The 15,277-nt window shown below is 73.6% G+C and carries 12 protein-coding genes and 1 pseudogene; 6 read left to right on the forward strand and 7 right to left on the reverse strand.

All coding sequences use genetic code 11. From position 1 onward, the window contains the following. The first annotated feature begins 11 nt into the window (after positions 1-11). Complete coding sequence (gene secD / locus QRN89_RS02805) at positions 12-2,354, forward strand: protein translocase subunit SecD (protein WP_290347744.1); 2,343 nt, start codon at positions 12-14, stop codon at positions 2,352-2,354. Between the two features lie 159 nt (positions 2,355-2,513). Here secD and QRN89_RS02810 read toward each other — a convergent pair whose 3' ends face one another. From QRN89_RS02810 to QRN89_RS02820, 3 genes are all read right to left on the reverse strand, one after another. Then, positions 2,514-3,278: a hypothetical protein gene (locus QRN89_RS02810; protein ID WP_290347745.1), complete on the reverse strand. Its 765-nt coding sequence runs from the start codon at positions 3,276-3,278 to the stop codon at positions 2,514-2,516. A gap of 591 nt (positions 3,279-3,869) precedes the next feature. Next, positions 3,870-4,745, reverse strand: a complete 876-nt coding sequence (locus QRN89_RS02815) for a class II fructose-bisphosphate aldolase (protein WP_290347746.1) — start codon at positions 4,743-4,745, stop codon at positions 3,870-3,872. A gap of 3 nt (positions 4,746-4,748) precedes the next feature. After that, positions 4,749-5,633, reverse strand: a complete 885-nt coding sequence (locus QRN89_RS02820; RefSeq protein ID WP_290347747.1) for an SIS domain-containing protein — start codon at positions 5,631-5,633, stop codon at positions 4,749-4,751. A 130-nt stretch (positions 5,634-5,763) separates the two neighbouring features. Between QRN89_RS02820 and QRN89_RS02825 the strand changes: the two genes are divergently transcribed. Together QRN89_RS02825 and QRN89_RS02830 are read left to right on the forward strand one after the other, a co-directional pair. Beyond that, a complete protein-coding gene (locus QRN89_RS02825; protein ID WP_290347748.1) occupies positions 5,764-6,543 on the forward strand; it encodes a DeoR/GlpR family DNA-binding transcription regulator in 780 nt (259 codons plus the stop codon). A gap of 168 nt (positions 6,544-6,711) precedes the next feature. After that, positions 6,712-7,074: a DUF952 domain-containing protein gene (locus QRN89_RS02830; protein ID WP_290347749.1), complete on the forward strand. Its 363-nt coding sequence runs from the start codon at positions 6,712-6,714 to the stop codon at positions 7,072-7,074. A gap of 157 nt (positions 7,075-7,231) precedes the next feature. Here the strand turns inward: QRN89_RS02830 and QRN89_RS02835 are convergent, their stop codons facing one another. Together QRN89_RS02835 and QRN89_RS02840 are read right to left on the reverse strand one after the other, a co-directional pair. Next, positions 7,232-8,224, reverse strand: a complete 993-nt coding sequence (locus QRN89_RS02835) for an MASE1 domain-containing protein (protein WP_290347750.1) — start codon at positions 8,222-8,224, stop codon at positions 7,232-7,234. Positions 8,225-8,290: 66 nt separating this feature from the next. Beyond that, positions 8,291-9,148, reverse strand: a complete 858-nt coding sequence (locus QRN89_RS02840; RefSeq protein ID WP_290347751.1) for a PP2C family protein-serine/threonine phosphatase — start codon at positions 9,146-9,148, stop codon at positions 8,291-8,293. A 141-nt stretch (positions 9,149-9,289) separates the two neighbouring features. Between QRN89_RS02840 and QRN89_RS02845 the strand changes: the two genes are divergently transcribed. Beyond that, the gene (locus tag QRN89_RS02845) at positions 9,290-9,715 is read left to right on the forward strand and encodes a nuclear transport factor 2 family protein (RefSeq protein ID WP_290347752.1); all 426 of its coding nucleotides are present in this window, start codon (positions 9,290-9,292) and stop codon (positions 9,713-9,715) included. Positions 9,716-9,798: 83 nt separating this feature from the next. Next, positions 9,799-10,685: pseudogene (locus QRN89_RS02850) on the forward strand (NAD(P)-dependent oxidoreductase); the annotation flags it as partial. A 126-nt stretch (positions 10,686-10,811) separates the two neighbouring features. Here QRN89_RS02850 and QRN89_RS02855 read toward each other — a convergent pair. After that, positions 10,812-11,681 (reverse strand): YhjD/YihY/BrkB family envelope integrity protein, encoded by an 870-nt coding sequence (locus tag QRN89_RS02855; RefSeq protein WP_290347753.1) that lies wholly within the window; start codon positions 11,679-11,681, stop codon positions 10,812-10,814. A gap of 336 nt (positions 11,682-12,017) precedes the next feature. Between QRN89_RS02855 and QRN89_RS02860 the strand changes: the two genes are divergently transcribed. After that, positions 12,018-14,753, forward strand: a complete 2,736-nt coding sequence (locus QRN89_RS02860) for a SpoIIE family protein phosphatase (RefSeq protein WP_290353548.1) — start codon at positions 12,018-12,020, stop codon at positions 14,751-14,753. 157 nt (positions 14,754-14,910) lie between these two features. Here QRN89_RS02860 and QRN89_RS02865 read toward each other — a convergent pair whose 3' ends face one another. After that, positions 14,911-15,156 carry a DUF6296 family protein gene (locus tag QRN89_RS02865; RefSeq protein ID WP_290347754.1) on the reverse strand — a complete coding sequence of 82 codons (246 nt, stop codon included), beginning with the start codon at positions 15,154-15,156 and terminating at the stop codon, positions 14,911-14,913. Positions 15,157-15,277: the final 121 nt, after the last annotated feature.

Genomic DNA, 15,277 nt, shown 5'->3' on the forward strand with positions numbered 1-15,277 from the left:
GGAGGAAACCCATGACTCGCACCACCGTGGTGCGGGCAGTTCTGGCTGCGCTCGTACTGCTCGCATCCGTGTTCATCGCACTCACCCAGTCCCCCAGACTCGGTCTGGATCTCCAGGGCGGCACCCGCATGGTGCTCGAAGCCCGTGACACCGCCACCGCGAAGGCGGACGCCGCCACCACCGACCGCACCGTCGAGGTGCTGCGGCAGCGCATCGACGCGCTCGGCGTCGCGGAGCCGACGCTGACCCGCTCCGGCGAGAACCGCATCGTCGTGGAACTGCCGGAGGTCCAGGACCCGCGCCGTGCGGCCGAGGTCCTCGGCCGCACGGCGCAGCTGGCCTTCCACCCCGTCGAGTCACCGCCCGAAGGGGGAAGGACCGGCCGCGCGGACGAGAAGACCGGCCCCGAAGGCGGGAAATCCTCTCCGGAAGGCGAGGCGTCCGGCCGGCGGGTGCTGCCCGACGAGCAGGGCAGGCCGCTCGCGCTCGGCGCCGCCGCACTGTCCGGGGCGGGGGTGGAGGACGCCGTGGCCCGGTTCGACGCCCAGCAGGGCACGGGCTGGCACGTGGCCCTGGACTTCCGGGGCGACGCGGCACACGACTGGGCCCGGCTGACGGGACAGGCGGCCTGCCATCCCGTGCAGGACGACCGTCGTCGCGTCGCGATCGTGCTCGACGACAAGGTGATCTCGTCGCCGCAGGTGGACCCGTCGGTCGGCTGCGGCTCCGGTATCGCCTCGGGCTCGACGCAGATCACCGGCGCTTTCGACGCGGCGGAGGCCAAGGAGCTCGCCCTGCTCGTCAAGGGCGGCGCGCTGCCCGTGCCGGTCGAGACCGTCGAGCAGCGGACCGTGGGCCCGACGCTCGGTGCGGCGGCGATCGGCGCGAGTGCCCAGGCCGCCGTGGTCGGGGCGTCCCTCACGGCGCTGTTCATCACGTTCGTCTACCGGCTCTTCGGCGCGCTGGCCGCCGTGGCACTGGCTGCGTACGGAGTGATCTCGTACGCCGTCCTGGTGGGCCTCGGCGTGACGCTGACGCTTCCGGGACTGGCCGGATTCGTACTCGCGATCGGGATGGCCGTGGACGCGAACGTGCTCGTCTTCGAACGGGCGCGGGAGGAGTGCGCGAGCGGGGCCCGGCGGTCGTTGCGCAGCGCGATGTCCGCGGCCTACCGCAAGGCCTGGACCGCCGTGGCCGACTCCAACGCCACCACGCTGCTCGCGGCGGGGCTCCTCTTCCTGCTCGGCTCGGGGCCGGTGAAGGGGTTCGGTGTGACACTGGCGATCGGCGTCGTCGTGTCGATGTTCTCGGCGCTGGTCGTGGCGCGGGCGCTGACCGACGTCGCCGCGCGGTTCCCGTTCGTGGACGGTTTCCGGAACGTGAGCGGGGTGGGCAGGCCGGGCCGCGTCCGGACGTTCCTGATCCGTCGCGGCCCACGGCTCATGCGTGCGCCCCGCCGCCGGCTCGTGGTGTCGGCCGTGCTGGTCGCGGTGGCCCTCACGGGCATCCTGGTGCGCGGGCTGAACCTGGGGGTCGAGTTCACCGGCGGCCGGCTGGTCGAGTACGCCACGGGCCGGCCCGTGGACGCCGAGACGGCCCGGTCGGCCGTCGCGGGGGTGGGCTTCCCCGACGCGGAGGTCACCACGGCCGACGGCAAGGACATCTCCGTGCGGGGCGCGGGCATCGACGACGACGGGGCCGCGGCGATCAGCGGCGCGCTCGCCGAACACGGCGGGGGCACGGCGACGAAGGTCCGCGACGAGCTGATCGGCCCCAGCATGGGCGAGGAACTGCGGCGCAACGCACTGATCGCCCTGGGCATCGCCGTGGTCGCCCAACTGGTCTATCTGGCGGTGCGGTTCCGCTGGACGTTCGCGATGGGCTGCGTGGGGGCGCTCGTCCACGACGTCGTCGTCGTGGTCGGCGCGTTCGCCTGGCTGGGGCGGCCGGTGGACGGCATCTTCCTCGCGGCGCTGCTCACGGTCATCGGCTACTCGGTCAACGACTCCGTCGTGGTGTTCGACAGGGTCAGGGAACTGTGGCGGAAGAATCCGCGCGGCGCGCTGCCGGCCCTCGCGGACACGGCGATCCTCCAGACGGTGCCGCGCACGGTCAACACGGGGGCGGGAGCCCTGTTCATCCTGGCGGCCCTGGCCGTGCTCGGCGGCGATTCCCTCGCGGACTTCTCCGTCGCGCTGCTCATCGGGGTGTGCGTGGGCACGTACTCCTCGGTGCTCACCGCCGTCCCCGCGGCGCTGCTCCTCGAGGCCCGGCACCCCGCGGCCGCCCCCACGGGCCGCCCTCGTGCCGCCGCCTCCCGTCGCGCTCGGCACGACAACGGCGCCCGGGTGTGACGGTGGGGACGACGGCCGTGCCGGGCCCCGGGCCGGCTGATCCGCGCACGTCCGGCCGGCTCCGTGCGTACGCGCTCCAGTGGACCGGAACACGGACCGGCCCGCCGGGCGGTGTTCACCGTCCGGCGGGCCGGGGGCCGGTCCGAGGGGGCGTGCCGGTCAGGACGTACCGGCCGACTCGATCGCCTTCGCGAGCTTCGCGGTCTGACGGCCGTGCAGGTCCTTCGGGAGGTCGGCCTTCTTCGGGTCGAGGAGGTTGAGCGTGAAGAACACCGCCACGTTGCGCCCCTGCCGGACGGCGGTGATCTGCATGGGCATCGCGGAGCCCTGTGCGGTGCCGGTCATCCTCCAGGAGACGGCCTCGTCGCCGCCCTCGGGCGCCTCCTCCTCCTTCACGGCCACGTACTTCACCGTGGATCCGCCGCTGTTCCCCGACGTGGTGAAGCCGGCGCCGCAGGTGGCGAGGGCCTTGCGGACGTCCGTGAAGGTGCGCCGGGCGTCGTCGCCCTCGTACGAGAAGAGGCTGACCGTCGTGGTGAGGCCGGGCGTTCCCGTGGAGACGTAGGAGCGGCTGGCGAAGTCGACTGCCTCGGGCGTACGGGCCGTACCGGACGCGGTCATGTCCGCGAGGGGTCGGCACTCCTCCCGGTCGGACTTGGGCCGCACGTTCGGCGGGCTGATCTCCTGGGCCTCGTAGGAGCGCAGTTCGGTGTCGGTGACGAGCGCCTTCCTGATCGTGTCGCCGCGGAGCACGGCCATGCCGGGGCCGGCCTTCTCCGGGCCGGCGAGCGGTTTGCCCGTCGGGGAGGAGGAGCCCTCCGGGCCACCGGAGGACGTGCAGCCGGTGAGCAGCGCGGCGGCCGCGACGCCGGCGAGCGCGAGCGCGCCGCCCCGCCGGAGGGCCGGAAGTGTGATGTGGGGCATGGGAATCCTGTCGGTTCGGTACGGCGGCGGGCGACTCGCGGTTCCGTGGCGCCGGGCGTCCGTTCCCTCGAGCCCGCTCCGCCGCCCGCGGGGGACGGGTGGCGAGGAAAGTGTGTCCCGGATCACCTCGCTGAACCGGGAGGGTCCGGGCGCGGTTGGGCCGTTCCGGTGGCCGTGCGCACCGGATTTCACCGGACCCGCCGTACGACGCGCAGCAGGTGTTCCTTGCGGTCGAGCGGATCGAGGTCGGTGCGCGGCCGGGTCGGGGCGGCTCCCGCGACCGGCGCGCACCGGGTGAAACGCGCGCCCGGTCACGGCCTCGCCGCGGTTCGGCCCGGGCAGCCGCTGCTCCGGACGACGCAGGCGGCGTGCGGCGGCCGCTCGATCAGCCTCGTCCCCGGCGTCGACGTGCGCCGGGGTTCACGGTTCGCTGCGCCCACGGCCATGTGTGCCCTCGGGGCGGGCGGAGACTGCGCGGCGAGGGCCGACGAGGCGACCTGCGCATGAACCGCTCCTGCGCCGTCCGCCGTCGCCGGAGGTGCGGCGGACGGCGCAGGAGCGGGCACCCGTTTCCGGACCGGACGACGCCTGCTACGCGACGGGGACGGGCTCCCCCGCGTCGCGCAGGACGCCGATCAGCACGGTGACGGTCTCGGCCATCGCGCGGCGTCCGACCGACAGGTACTTCCGCGAGTCCACGGCGTCGGCGTTGGCGGCGAGGTAGTCGCGGATGGCGGAGGTCATGGCGAGGTTCAGGGCGGTACCGATGTTGACCTTGGCGATGCCACCGGACACGGCGGCCTTCAGCTCCCCGTCCGGTACGCCGGACGAACCGTGCAGCACGAGCGGCACGTCGAGGGCACCGGCGAGCCGGGCCAGGAGCCCGTGGTCGAGCGCGGCCGTGCGGTCGGTCATGGCGTGCGTACTGCCGATGGCGACGGCGAGGGCGTCGACCCCGCTCCCTTCGACGAACGCACCTGCCTCGTCGGGGTCGGTGCGGGCCCCGGACGCGTGGGCGTCCAGCGGCGGGGCACCCTCCTTGCCGCCGACCTCCCCCAGTTCGGCCTCGATCCAGAGACCGTTGGCGTGGGCCCATTCGGCGGCGGACCGGGTCGCGGCGAGGTTCTCCGCGTACGGCAGGTGCGCGGCGTCGTACATCACGGAGCTGAACCCCGCGTCGACCGCCTGGCGCAGCAACTGGTCGCTCTTGACGTGGTCGAGGTGGAGGGCGACGGGCACCCCGGCCTCCGCCGCCGCCTCGGCGGCGGCCCTGGCGAGCGGACGGACGCGGCCGTAGCGGTACTTGACCGCGTTCTCGCTGATCTGGAGGACGACCGGGGAGCCGGCGGCCTCCGCGCCGGCGATGACGGCTTCGGCGTGCTCCAGCGTGATGATGTTGAAGGCGGCGACGGCACGGCGCTCGGCGGCGGCCGCGGTGACCAGCGTTCCGGTTCGGGCGAGCGTCATGGGTCAGGCTCCGGAGAGGATGACGGAACGGGTCAGATGGCGGGGGCTGTCGGGGTCCAGGCCCCGCGACTCGGCGACGGCGACCGCGAGCCGCTGGGCTCGCACGAGTTCGGCGAGCGGGTCGAGACCGCCGGCGACCCACATCCCTCCGGTGGCGTGGACCTCGTCGGCGAGCCCGGCGGGCGCTTCGCCGATCATCCAGGTGACGGTGCCGCGGGTGGTGACGCTGATGGGGCCGTGCCGGTACTCCATGGCCGGGTACGCCTCGGCCCAGGACGCCGACGCCTCGCGCACCTTGAGCGCGGCCTCGTTGGCGAGGCCCACGGTCCAGCCCCGGCCGAGGAAGGTGAACTGCGCACAGCCGGTGAGCCATTCGGGGAGCGGCTCGGCGAGGGCGTCCCGGCAGTCGTCGACGACGGCGTCCGTGTGCAGGCCGGAGCCGGCGCGCAACAGCGTGAGGGCGGTGGTCGCGAACCGCGTCTGGACCACCGACTCCTCGTCGGCGAAGTCGAGGACGACGGTCTCGTCGGCGGCGGTCATGACGGGTGTGGCGGGGTCGGCGGTGATCGCGGTGGTGCGCGTGCGTCCGCGCAGCCGGCCGAGGAGTTCGAGCACCTCGGTGGTGGTGCCCGAACGGGTGAGGGCGATCACCCGGTCGTAGGAGCGGCCGACGGGGAACTCGGAGGCGGCGAAGGCGTCCGACTCGCCCTGTCCCGCGCCCTCGCGCAGGGCCGCCGCGGCCTGGCTCATGAACAGCGAGGTGCCGCAGCCGACGTACGCCACCCGCTCGCCGGGGGCCGGGAGGGCCCCGCTCTGGGTCGCGGCGAGCCCCGCGGCCCGGTTCCAGCACTCCGGCTGGCTCGCCAACTCCTGCGCGACATGGCTCATATGTGTGCTCCACCCTTCGAGTGTGTGCGTGTTTTTGCAAGATAGCGCGCACTTTCAAGCATCTTCAAGCATCCCGGCGGTACTCGCGTGCGCTAGGGTCACCACGGACGTACGAGGAAGGGAGCGGTGGATGTCGCGCGACGCCCGCTGGAAGGCGCTGCTGGAACTCCTGGTGGAGAAGGGCCGGCTGGACGTCGACGAGGCCGCGGCGGCCCTGGACGTCTCGGCCGCGACGATCCGGCGCGATTTCGACCAGCTGGCCGAGCAGCAGATGCTCGTCCGCACCCGTGGCGGCGCGGTCGTGCACGGCGTGTCCTACGAACTCCCGCTGCGCTACAAGACGTCGCGGCACGCGGCGGAGAAGCAGCGCATCTCCGCCGCCGTCGCCGAGCTGATCTCGCCCGGCGAAGCGGTCGGCTTCACCGGGGGCACGACGACCACCGAGGTCGCACGTGCGCTCGCCGCGCGGCCCGACCTGGCCACGGGCAGCCCCGCCCTCACGATCGTCACCAACGCCCTCAACATCGCCAACGAGCTGGCGATCCGGCCCCAGTTCAAGATCGTGGTGACGGGCGGTGTGGCCCGGCCGCAGTCGTTCGAGCTGATCGGCCCGCTCGCCGACGGGGTGCTCGGCCAGATCACCCTGGACGTCGCCGTCCTCGGTGTGAACGCCTTCGACGCGGTGCACGGCGCCGCGGCGCACGACGAGGACGAGGCCGCGATCAACCGGCTGCTGTGCGAGCGGGCCCGGCGGGTGATCGTCGCGGCCGACTCCACCAAGCTGGGCACCCGCGCCTTCGCCCGTATCTGTGCGACGGACGCGGTGGACACGCTGGTCACCGACTCCGCCGTGTCCGACGGCACGGCGGCCGGGTTCACCGAGGCCGGGGTGACGGTGGTCCGGGCCTGAGCCGTCTGCCGGGCTGCCGCCCCCGACCGGGGCCGGGACCGTGGGCGCGGCAAGGCGCTCGGCCGGGTCACGGCTCGCGTCCGGGATCCGAGGCGACTCCGGGGCGCGAGCGCGGCCCGGGCTCCGGCCTCGTCCCGCGTGTGCGCCGCGCGGGGCTATAACTGACGCATGATCATGCATGTGGTTCCGCTCGACGACTGGCTCGCCGTCCCCGAGCGGCCGTACGCGCCCGCGTCCCTCTCCGCGGAGGGCTTCGTCCACTGCTCGCCCGACGAGGCCACCACGCTCGCGGTCGTCAACGCCTTCTACCGCGATGTGCCGGGCCCTCTGATGGCGCTGCTCATCGACGAGACGAGGCTGCTCGCACCGGTCCGCCTCGAACCGGCCGACCCGGTGCCGCCGCCGGGTGTCACCTCCGGCACGCTGTTCCCGCACGTCTACGGGCCGATCGACCGCTCGGCGGTCGAGGGCATGCTGGAGATCCAGCGCGACGACACCGGCCGGGCGGTGGGCTTCGCTCCCTGGGCGTGAACCGCGGGGTACGGCCGAACCGCGGGTGCCGTCCCGCCCGCGCCGCTCCGCGCGGCGCAGGGCACCGCCGTCCGAGGGGACCGGGACGGAGGCCGCGGGCCGCACGGCGGCTCCGGCACCGTCGGCCGTCAGCGCCGCTTCCGGGCCCGCCACGCCGTCAGAGGTCCTTGTCCTGCGGTGGCGGCCAGCGGCGGGCAGCCCCGCTGCCCGGGACCAGCCGGTCCACCACCTCGGCGAGTTCGCTGCAGGCCAGCTCGATCTTGCGGCGGACCGTGAGCTGCTCGCTGACCACGGCGGAGAGCAGCAGACCGGTCAGCGCCGCAGAACCGTTGAGCGCCTGGAGGACGCTCATCACGGCGAGCATCCCGTGCCCCCCGAACGGCCCCTGGCCCTCGGTCGCGGCCGAGATCGCCAGGACCGACACGATCAGCACGCACGGCGCGGCGCCGAACAGCTGGAACCGCAGCGCGGCCCACATCAGCAGCGGGAAGACGAGGAACAGCAATGAGACGGGCGTACGGGTGACGGCGTACGCGACGACGGCGACGCTCACCACCAGGCACACGGCCTCGGCCCAGCGGCCGAGGGACATGTCGCCCGGCCACCGGACCGTCCGGCAGACGAGCAGCAGCGGGGTCACCACCAGCACGCCCATGGCGTCACCGACCCACCACGCCGACCAGATCGGCCAGAACCCCTCGGCCGGGATCTGGCCCGAGATCAGGAGCACCCCGGCCCCCACCGTCGCGCTGATCAGCATGCCGGCCAGCGCGCCCAGGAACACCAGGGCCAGTCCGTCCCGCAGGCGGTCCAGCTCGGTGCGGAAGCCGACCCGCCGCAGCATCAGACAGGCGCAGACGGGGGCGAGGCTGTTGCCCGCGAGAATGCCCAGCGAGTGGGCGCGGAACGGGCTGATGGCCAGGATGACGAGGAGCGTGCCGAGGGCGATACCCGGCCAGATCCGCAGACCGAACCAGAGCAGGCAGGTCAGGGCGATCCCCGTCGGCGGCCAGAGCGGTGTGACGATCGCCCCCTCCACGACCACCTGCAGTGTGAGTCCGACGAGCCCCGCCGCGTAGTAGGCGACGGCGACGCCGAGCATCAGGAGGACCACTGCGCCGATTCGGCGGAGGAGCTGGTTACGGGCCACGGCAGCCATCACACAACGCCGCCGCGCATGGGCGTTGCCGTGACACGCGCCGACGGGCCCGTCGAGTCAGACGGGCGGCGGGGGCGGCCGCAGTCTGCCGGCCGCGGCGTCATGGCGCAGGACGAGCACCGCGGCGTCGTCGGTGTGGCCGGTGAACTCGGCCGCCTTCATCACCTCGGCGGCCATGTGGTCGGCGGTGACCGCCTCCGCCGCACCGGCCCCGACGACCCGGGTCACCCGCGCGAGTCCCGTCTCGATCGGTACGGCGGGACCCTCGATCACCCCGTCCGTCAGGAGGACGAACGACCCGGCCTCGGCGAGCGTGCGCCGGGTCACCGGGTACACCTCGCCCGGTTCGATGCCGAGCGGGAGGCCGCCGGGGTCCTGCATGGGTTCACAGCGGCCGTCCGCCGTCGCCCGGATGCCGGGGACATGGCCGGCGCGGGCGCTCTCCAGCACCCATTCCGAGGGGTCGAAACGGAGGAAGCTGCAGGTGGCGAACAGATCGCGGGCCACGGACACCAACAGGTCGTTCGCCCGCGCGAGGACCTCGCCCGGGTCGGTGGCCGCCAGCGCCACGGCCCGCAGCCCTATCCGGATCTGCCCCATGAAGGCCGCGGCCTCGACGTCGTGGCCCTGGACGTCGCCTATCGAGAACCCGAGCGATCCGTCGGCCATCACGAAGCCGTCGTACCAGTCCCCGCCGATGTCGAGCCCGTCACGTGCGGGTGTGTAGCGCGCGGCGGTCTGGAGCCCGGGGACGGACGGCAGGGTCTCGGGGAGCATCTCGCGCTGCAGGGCTTCCGCCAGATCCACCCGGGCCCGCTGACGCTCCGCACCCTGCCGAGCCTTGGCGGTGAGGAGACCGAGCGTCGCCAAGAGGTCGTCGGCGCTCGCCGACCGCGGAGGACGACGCCGCGTCATGGACCTCTCCGGAGCATCTGTTCCTACGGAATCCGTCGTTCATATTACGTCCGGCACCGCTGGACCGCTTGATGAAAAGGCCTTCGGTCAAGAAGATGACTACTCACATTGTTGAGTAGTCTGCCTGACGAAGGGAACCCCATGGACACCGCCGACCGTTTCCGCGCCGCCGTGGAGAAGCGCGACCCGTCCGCGCTGGACGATCTGTTCACCGAGGACGTCCGCTTCTACAGCCCCGTGAAGTTCACGCCCTTCGAGGGGAAGCCGATGGTCCTGGGCCTGTTCGGCGTACTCCTGCGCACGTTCGAGGACTTCCGCTACATCGGCCGCTTCGACGGCTCCGCCGAGACCAGCGCGGACGGCGGCGAGGCCCCGGCGGAGATCCTGCTCTTCCGGGCGACGGTGGGCGGGAGGGAGATCCACGGCATCGATCTGCTGCACTACGACGCGTCGGGCCGCATCAAGGAGTTCACCGTGATGGTCCGGCCGCAGTCGGCCCTGCGGACCCTGAGCGAGGCCGTGCTCGCGGGCCTCGTCGCCGACGGTCTCGTCACCGACCCGGCCTAGGTCGAGGCGGGGCCGGGGTCTCCGGCCCCGCTCGATCGTGCCTGGGCCGGGCACGGAGGCGGACGCGTCCGGAGGCGGTTCACATGGCGGGACCCACAGCTCACCGGTCGGAACGACGGCCGACGGTCGCCGTCCCGGGCACCGGCCTCGTGGGCGCGGCGATGGCGCGCTCCCTGCTGCGGGCCGGCCTGCCCGTGCGGGCCTGGAACCGCACCCGCGAGAGAGGCCGAGCCCCTGCGGCCCGACGGGGCCCGTCTCGCGGACCCGCCGGCGGACCCCGTCCACCGGCGCGGACGTCGTGCTGACCGTGCTCCAAGACGGCCCCGGGTGCCGGCCTCGATGAAGGAAGCGACGTCGGCCCTGTGCCCGGGGACGGGGGGCGCAGTCCGCGACCGTCGGCGACGCCGCCACGGCCGGCCCGGTTCGCCGGTGACCAGGGCCTCGTCTTCGTGGACGCACCGGTCCCGCGTACCGGCAGCCGGCCGAGGCGGGTGAGCTGCGCGTGCTCGGAGCCGGTCCGCCCGCAGCGCGCGATGTGTTCACCCCCGTCTTCGACGCCGTCGGGGCCGCACCGTCCGGGTGGCGGACGACGGGGCGGCCGCCGCCGCGAGCCGGCTGAAGCTGGTGGTGAACAGCTGGGTCGACGCTCTCAACCACGCCTCCGGTGACGCCCTCGGCCCGGCCCGGGCCCTGGACGTCGCCCCGGGACTCGTCCTCGACGCCGTGTCAGGAGCCCCCTGGACAACGGCTGTCTGCGCGCCAAGTCCTCCGCCGTCCCGGAGGACGATCCCACGCCCGGTGTCACCGTCACCAACGCGCTCAAGGACGCGCGCCTCGTCGCGGAGGCCGCCGGACGGACCGGGCTCCGGCTGGATCTGGCGGAGGAGGCGTGGCACGCCTGGAGCGGGTCGAGCGCGCCGGGCAGGGCGACGACGACGTGGCGGCGTCGTACTTCGCGCCGTTCGAGAAGGGCGAGAAGGGGCCAGAAGGCCGAGGCGCGGGCCGAGGGCGCCCGCCCGGGCTGAAGTTCGCGGGGCCGGGGCGTGGACCCGCGGTCGGCGGGCCGGAGTCCGGCCGACCCGGTCCCCGGGCGCGGTCAGCTGGGCCGAGGCGGCGCCAGCTCCTGGGCCTCCATTCTGCGTCGTACCAGGCGCTCGTGGTACAGCCGCCCGACGAGCGCCCCCCCGTACACCACGAACCCGACGCCGACCAGCCAGGACTGCACCACCAGCACGGTCCCGATCGGCCCGTACGTCACCGCGTTGGTCGCGATCAGCGGTGAGAACACGAACTGCGAGAACACCCGCAGCCCGAGCAGCCCGAGCGCGGTCGCCGCCGCTCCCGGCGCCAGTGCCCGCCAGCGCAGCCGGCCGCAGAGCAGCAACCGCTGCGACCACCAGAAGAACAGGAAGGTGCCGATCAGATCGGCAGCGGGGATCAGCGCCTGCACCGCGATGGAGGAGCGCGGCGGGGTGGGCGTGTTGACGAACAGCAGCAGTGCCGCGACCAGCATCGCGAGCCAGACGACGTGGCGCCACATCGTGTGCCACCGCGCGGTCGGCAGGTCCCACACCCGTTCGTAGCCCGTCTGCACCACGGAGCCGAACGTCACCCCGAACGCCGCCAGCGCGGCGAGGCCGAGCGCGGTGGTCCGCTGCAGGGCCTCCCCCGGCAGGCCGAAGAGCTCCTCCACCTCCTCCTGCGACACCTCCGAGACGCCGAGGCCCTGGACCAGCCACCGGGCGAAGCCCTGCCCGCTCGCCGGGTCGGCGGCCGCGACGACCACCAGCAACGGCACGAGGGTGAGGAAGCAGAGCGCCGCGAAGCCCATGGCGCGGTGCAGCAACTCCATCTCGCGTCCGCGGTTCCAGGCGAGCCCGACCACGGAGGTCCGCACACGCCGGTGGAGCCGGGCGAACCAGTGGCCGGTCCGGCCGTCGTCCGGATCACCGAATCTGAAGGGCATGTGGCGTCGGTACCCTCAAGCGCGGCGTGAGCAGTCCGGTGTGCCGCCGAACGGGTGCCCGGGGCCCGCCGAGGCCGTACCGGAGCCGACGGCCCGCAACGCCGGTACGAATTCCCGCAAGGCCGCCGAGACCCGGAGGGCACGCAGGCCGGAAACGGCGCCGAGACCCGGAACACCGGTACACAGGTCCCGGACCGGCGCCGGGACCGTGCCCCCACCGAGCCCGCGCTCTGCCGTCGCCGGACCCGGACGGCGACCGGTCGCCCGGGAGGGCGGCCCAGTGCTAGAACTGGGGACATGATCGGACGTCCCCGCCGGTCCTGGTGGACGGCGGTCATGCCGTCCAGCCGCCCGCGTCCGCCCGGCCGGCGCGAACGCCCGGGGTGGCGCCGCCGTCTGCAGTCCCTGCTCAGCGTGCACAGCCTCGCGACCCAGGTGTTCCTGCTGCAGGCCGTCGTGATCATCCTGCTGGTCGTCGCCGCGGCGGTCGCCCTGGTCCTGCAGGCGCGCTACGACAGCTACGAGGACGCCCACAACCGTTCCCTCGCCGCCGCCGAGGCTTTCGCGTACGGCCCCGGCACGGCCGCGGCCCTGAAGTCGCCCGACCCGACGGCCATCCTGCAGCCCGCCGCCGACAAGGCAGCGCGGGGCGCCGGGGTCGACTTCATCTCCGTACTGAGCAGGGACGGTGTCCGGTACACCGACCCCGAACCGCAGTTGATCGGCGATCGGGTGGAGGGGGACATCTCCCGGGCGGCCGCGGGCGAGGCGTTCACCGAGACCTTCGAGGGCGAGCCGCACGGAGCGGTCCGCGCCGTCGTCCCCGTGCTGGACGGCAGCCGGAGGGTGGTCGGCCTGGTGACCGCCGGCATCCAGGTCGCGAACGTCGGCGAACTGCTCGACCGCCAGATGCCGATACTGCTGGGCTCGGCCGCCGGCGCGCTCGTCCTCGCCACCGGTGGGGCGGCCCTGGTCAGCCGGCGGCTGCGGCGCCAGACCCATGGACTCGGCCCCGCCGAGATGACCCGGATGTACGAACACCACGACGCCGTCCTGCACGCGGTCCGCGAGGGCGTACTGATCGTCAGCGGGGACGGCCGGCTGCTGCTCGCCAACGACGAGGCCAGACGCCTGCTCGACCTGCCGCCCGACGCCGACCGCCGGCCCGTGAGCGAGCTGAGACTCGGCCCCGGCATCAGCCGGCTGCTGGTGTCGGGCAAGGAGGTCTCCGACGAGGTGTTCCTGTCCGGCGACCGGCTGCTGGCCGTGAACACACGGCCCACCGCACCGTACGGCGGGGTGACGGGCCTGGTCGCCAGCCTCCGCGACACCACCGAGCTGCGCGCCCTGTCGGGCCGGGCGGAGGTGGCCCGGGAGCGGCTGACACTGCTCTACGAGGCCGGGGTCCGGATCGGGACCACGCTGGACGTGCGCCGAACGGCCCGGGAGCTGGCGGAGGTGGCGGTGCCCCGGTTCGCGGACTTCGTCACGGTGGAACTGCTCGATCCCGTGCTGCGCGGCGACGAACCCACCGGCCTCGGCGCGATGCGCCGCACGGCGCTGAGCGGCATCCGCGACGACCATCCGCTGCAGCCGGTCGGCGACGCCATCCGGATCAACATCACCCCGATGAGCACCGCGCTGGCGAGCGGCCGGGCGCTGCTGGAACCCGATCTCGCCGCGTCCAGGACCTGGGGCAGCGAGGACCCGGAGGGGCGGCGGCAGGCACTCGCGTACGGCATCCGTTCGCTGATCACGGTCCCGCTGCGGGCGCGCGGCGTCGTCCTCGGCCTGGTCAACTACTGGCGCTCCGACGACGCGCCGCGGTTCGACGAGGACGACACCTCGTTCGCGGAGGAACTCGCGGCCCGCGCGGCCGTGGCCATCGACAACGCCCGTCGGTACACCCGCGAGCACGCGATGGCCGTGACGCTGCAGCGGAGTCTGCTGCCGCGCGACCTTCCGGAACAGGACGCGCTCGGCGTCGCCTGGCGGTACCTGCCCGCGCAGGCGGGCGTGGGCGGCGACTGGTTCGACGTCATTCCGCTGCCGGGGTTCCGGGTCGCCGTGGTGGTCGGGGACGTGGTCGGGCACGGGATGCACGCCGCGGCCACGATGGGGCGGCTGCGCACGGCCGTGCTGAACTTCTCGTCCCTGGACCTGCCGCCCGCCGATCTGCTGGCCCGCCTGGACGACCTCGTCCTCCGCATCGACGCGGACCAGCCCCCGGGAGCCGACAGTGAACGAGCCCAGGTGACGGGGGCGACCTGTCTGTACGCGGTCTACGACCCGGTGGGCGGGCGCTGCACCATCGCCCATGCGGGCCATCTCCCTCCGGCGGTCGTCGACCCCGAGGGCCGGGTGGTCTTTCCGGAGCTGCCCGTGTCGCCTCCGCTCGGTGTGGGGGGCCATCCGTTCGAGGAGACGGAGCTGGACCTGGCCGAGGGCAGCCGCCTCGTTCTCTTCACCGACGGACTGGTCGAGGACCGGCAGCGGGACATCGACGAAGGGCTGGCGATGCTCCGCGACGCCCTCGCACGGCCCGGGCTGACGCCCGAGGAGACCTGTGTCGCCGTGATGAGCGCCCTCCTGCCCGACCAGCCCGGCGACGACATCGCCCTCCTCGTGGGCCGCACACGGCTGCTCGACCGCTCCCGGACGGCGCAGTGGGACGTGCCCCTCGACGTCTCGGCCGTCTCCCGGATCCGGGCGGAGACGGGCCGGCAACTCGCCGACTGGGGCCTGGAGGACTCCTCCTTCGTCACCGAGCTGGTCCTGAGCGAACTGCTCACCAATGCCATCCGGTACGGCACGGAGCCGGTACGGGTGCGGCTGCTGTACGGCAGGACGCTGGTCGTCGAGGTGTCCGACGGCAGCAGCACCTCTCCGCACCTGCAACGCGCGGCCGCCACCGACGAGGGCGGCCGGGGGCTCTTCCTCGTCGCTCAGTTCTCGCAGCGCTGGGGGACGCGTTACGTCAGCCCCGGCAAGATCATCTGGGCGGAACTGGCTCTGGGCGCGGAGCTCCCGGCGGAGCCGGTGACGGTGTTCGACGAAGAACCGGCCTGGTGAGCGGCACCGCACGCCCTTCCGGGCCAACGATCCCGCTGGTACGACGCGACCCCGGCCGTCGGCGTGCAGGAGCGATCGCGACCGGGGCAAGGCAGGGGCGGCCCTGCCCGGCGTGCCCGTGTCCAGGGGGCACGGGCACGCCGGCCACGGGGCCGTGTCAGGGCTGGACCACGGGCCTGGCCTCGACGCCGGACGCGGGCTGCTGGTGCCCGCCGCTGGCGATCATCCGCACCTCGCCGCGGTCGCTGATCTCCGCCTGCACGATGCCGGTGTCGTCGGCGTAGATCGGATGCCCGCCCGGCCCTTTGCGCTCGGTGCGGTGGACGACCACCGCGTCCTCGCCGTCGGTCGCCGAGGCAACGCCTCCTGTGAATACCAGTTCGAAATCCGCATCCCGACCCATGAGGCCTCCTCTGCGACACCGCACCTCGCGTCCGGCTTAAGCACCGAATGGCAATTATGCGACTTTTATTCTATTTGCTCATGGTGAAGCCGGGGGCGCGTTCCCTGCCACGCGAGTCAGG

Source organism: Streptomyces sp. HUAS CB01 (assembly GCF_030406905.1).
Taxonomy (GTDB): Bacteria; Actinomycetota; Actinomycetes; order Streptomycetales; family Streptomycetaceae; genus Streptomyces; species Streptomyces chengbuensis.

Coding starts and splice junctions, on each gene's coding strand:
- secD (WP_290347744.1), top strand. CDS start 12: ATGACTCGCACCACCGTGGTGCGGGCAGTTCTGGCTGCGCTCGTACTG.
- QRN89_RS02810 (WP_290347745.1), bottom strand. CDS start 3,278: ATGCCCCACATCACACTTCCGGCCCTCCGGCGGGGCGGCGCGCTCGCG.
- QRN89_RS02815 (WP_290347746.1), bottom strand. CDS start 4,745: ATGACGCTCGCCCGAACCGGAACGCTGGTCACCGCGGCCGCCGCCGAG.
- QRN89_RS02820 (WP_290347747.1), bottom strand. CDS start 5,633: ATGAGCCATGTCGCGCAGGAGTTGGCGAGCCAGCCGGAGTGCTGGAAC.
- QRN89_RS02825 (WP_290347748.1), top strand. CDS start 5,764: ATGTCGCGCGACGCCCGCTGGAAGGCGCTGCTGGAACTCCTGGTGGAG.
- QRN89_RS02830 (WP_290347749.1), top strand. CDS start 6,712: ATGATCATGCATGTGGTTCCGCTCGACGACTGGCTCGCCGTCCCCGAG.
- QRN89_RS02840 (WP_290347751.1), bottom strand. CDS start 9,148: ATGACGCGGCGTCGTCCTCCGCGGTCGGCGAGCGCCGACGACCTCTTG.
- QRN89_RS02845 (WP_290347752.1), top strand. CDS start 9,290: ATGGACACCGCCGACCGTTTCCGCGCCGCCGTGGAGAAGCGCGACCCG.
- QRN89_RS02855 (WP_290347753.1), bottom strand. CDS start 11,681: ATGCCCTTCAGATTCGGTGATCCGGACGACGGCCGGACCGGCCACTGG.
- QRN89_RS02860 (WP_290353548.1), top strand. CDS start 12,018: ATGCCGTCCAGCCGCCCGCGTCCGCCCGGCCGGCGCGAACGCCCGGGG.
- QRN89_RS02865 (WP_290347754.1), bottom strand. CDS start 15,156: ATGGGTCGGGATGCGGATTTCGAACTGGTATTCACAGGAGGCGTTGCC.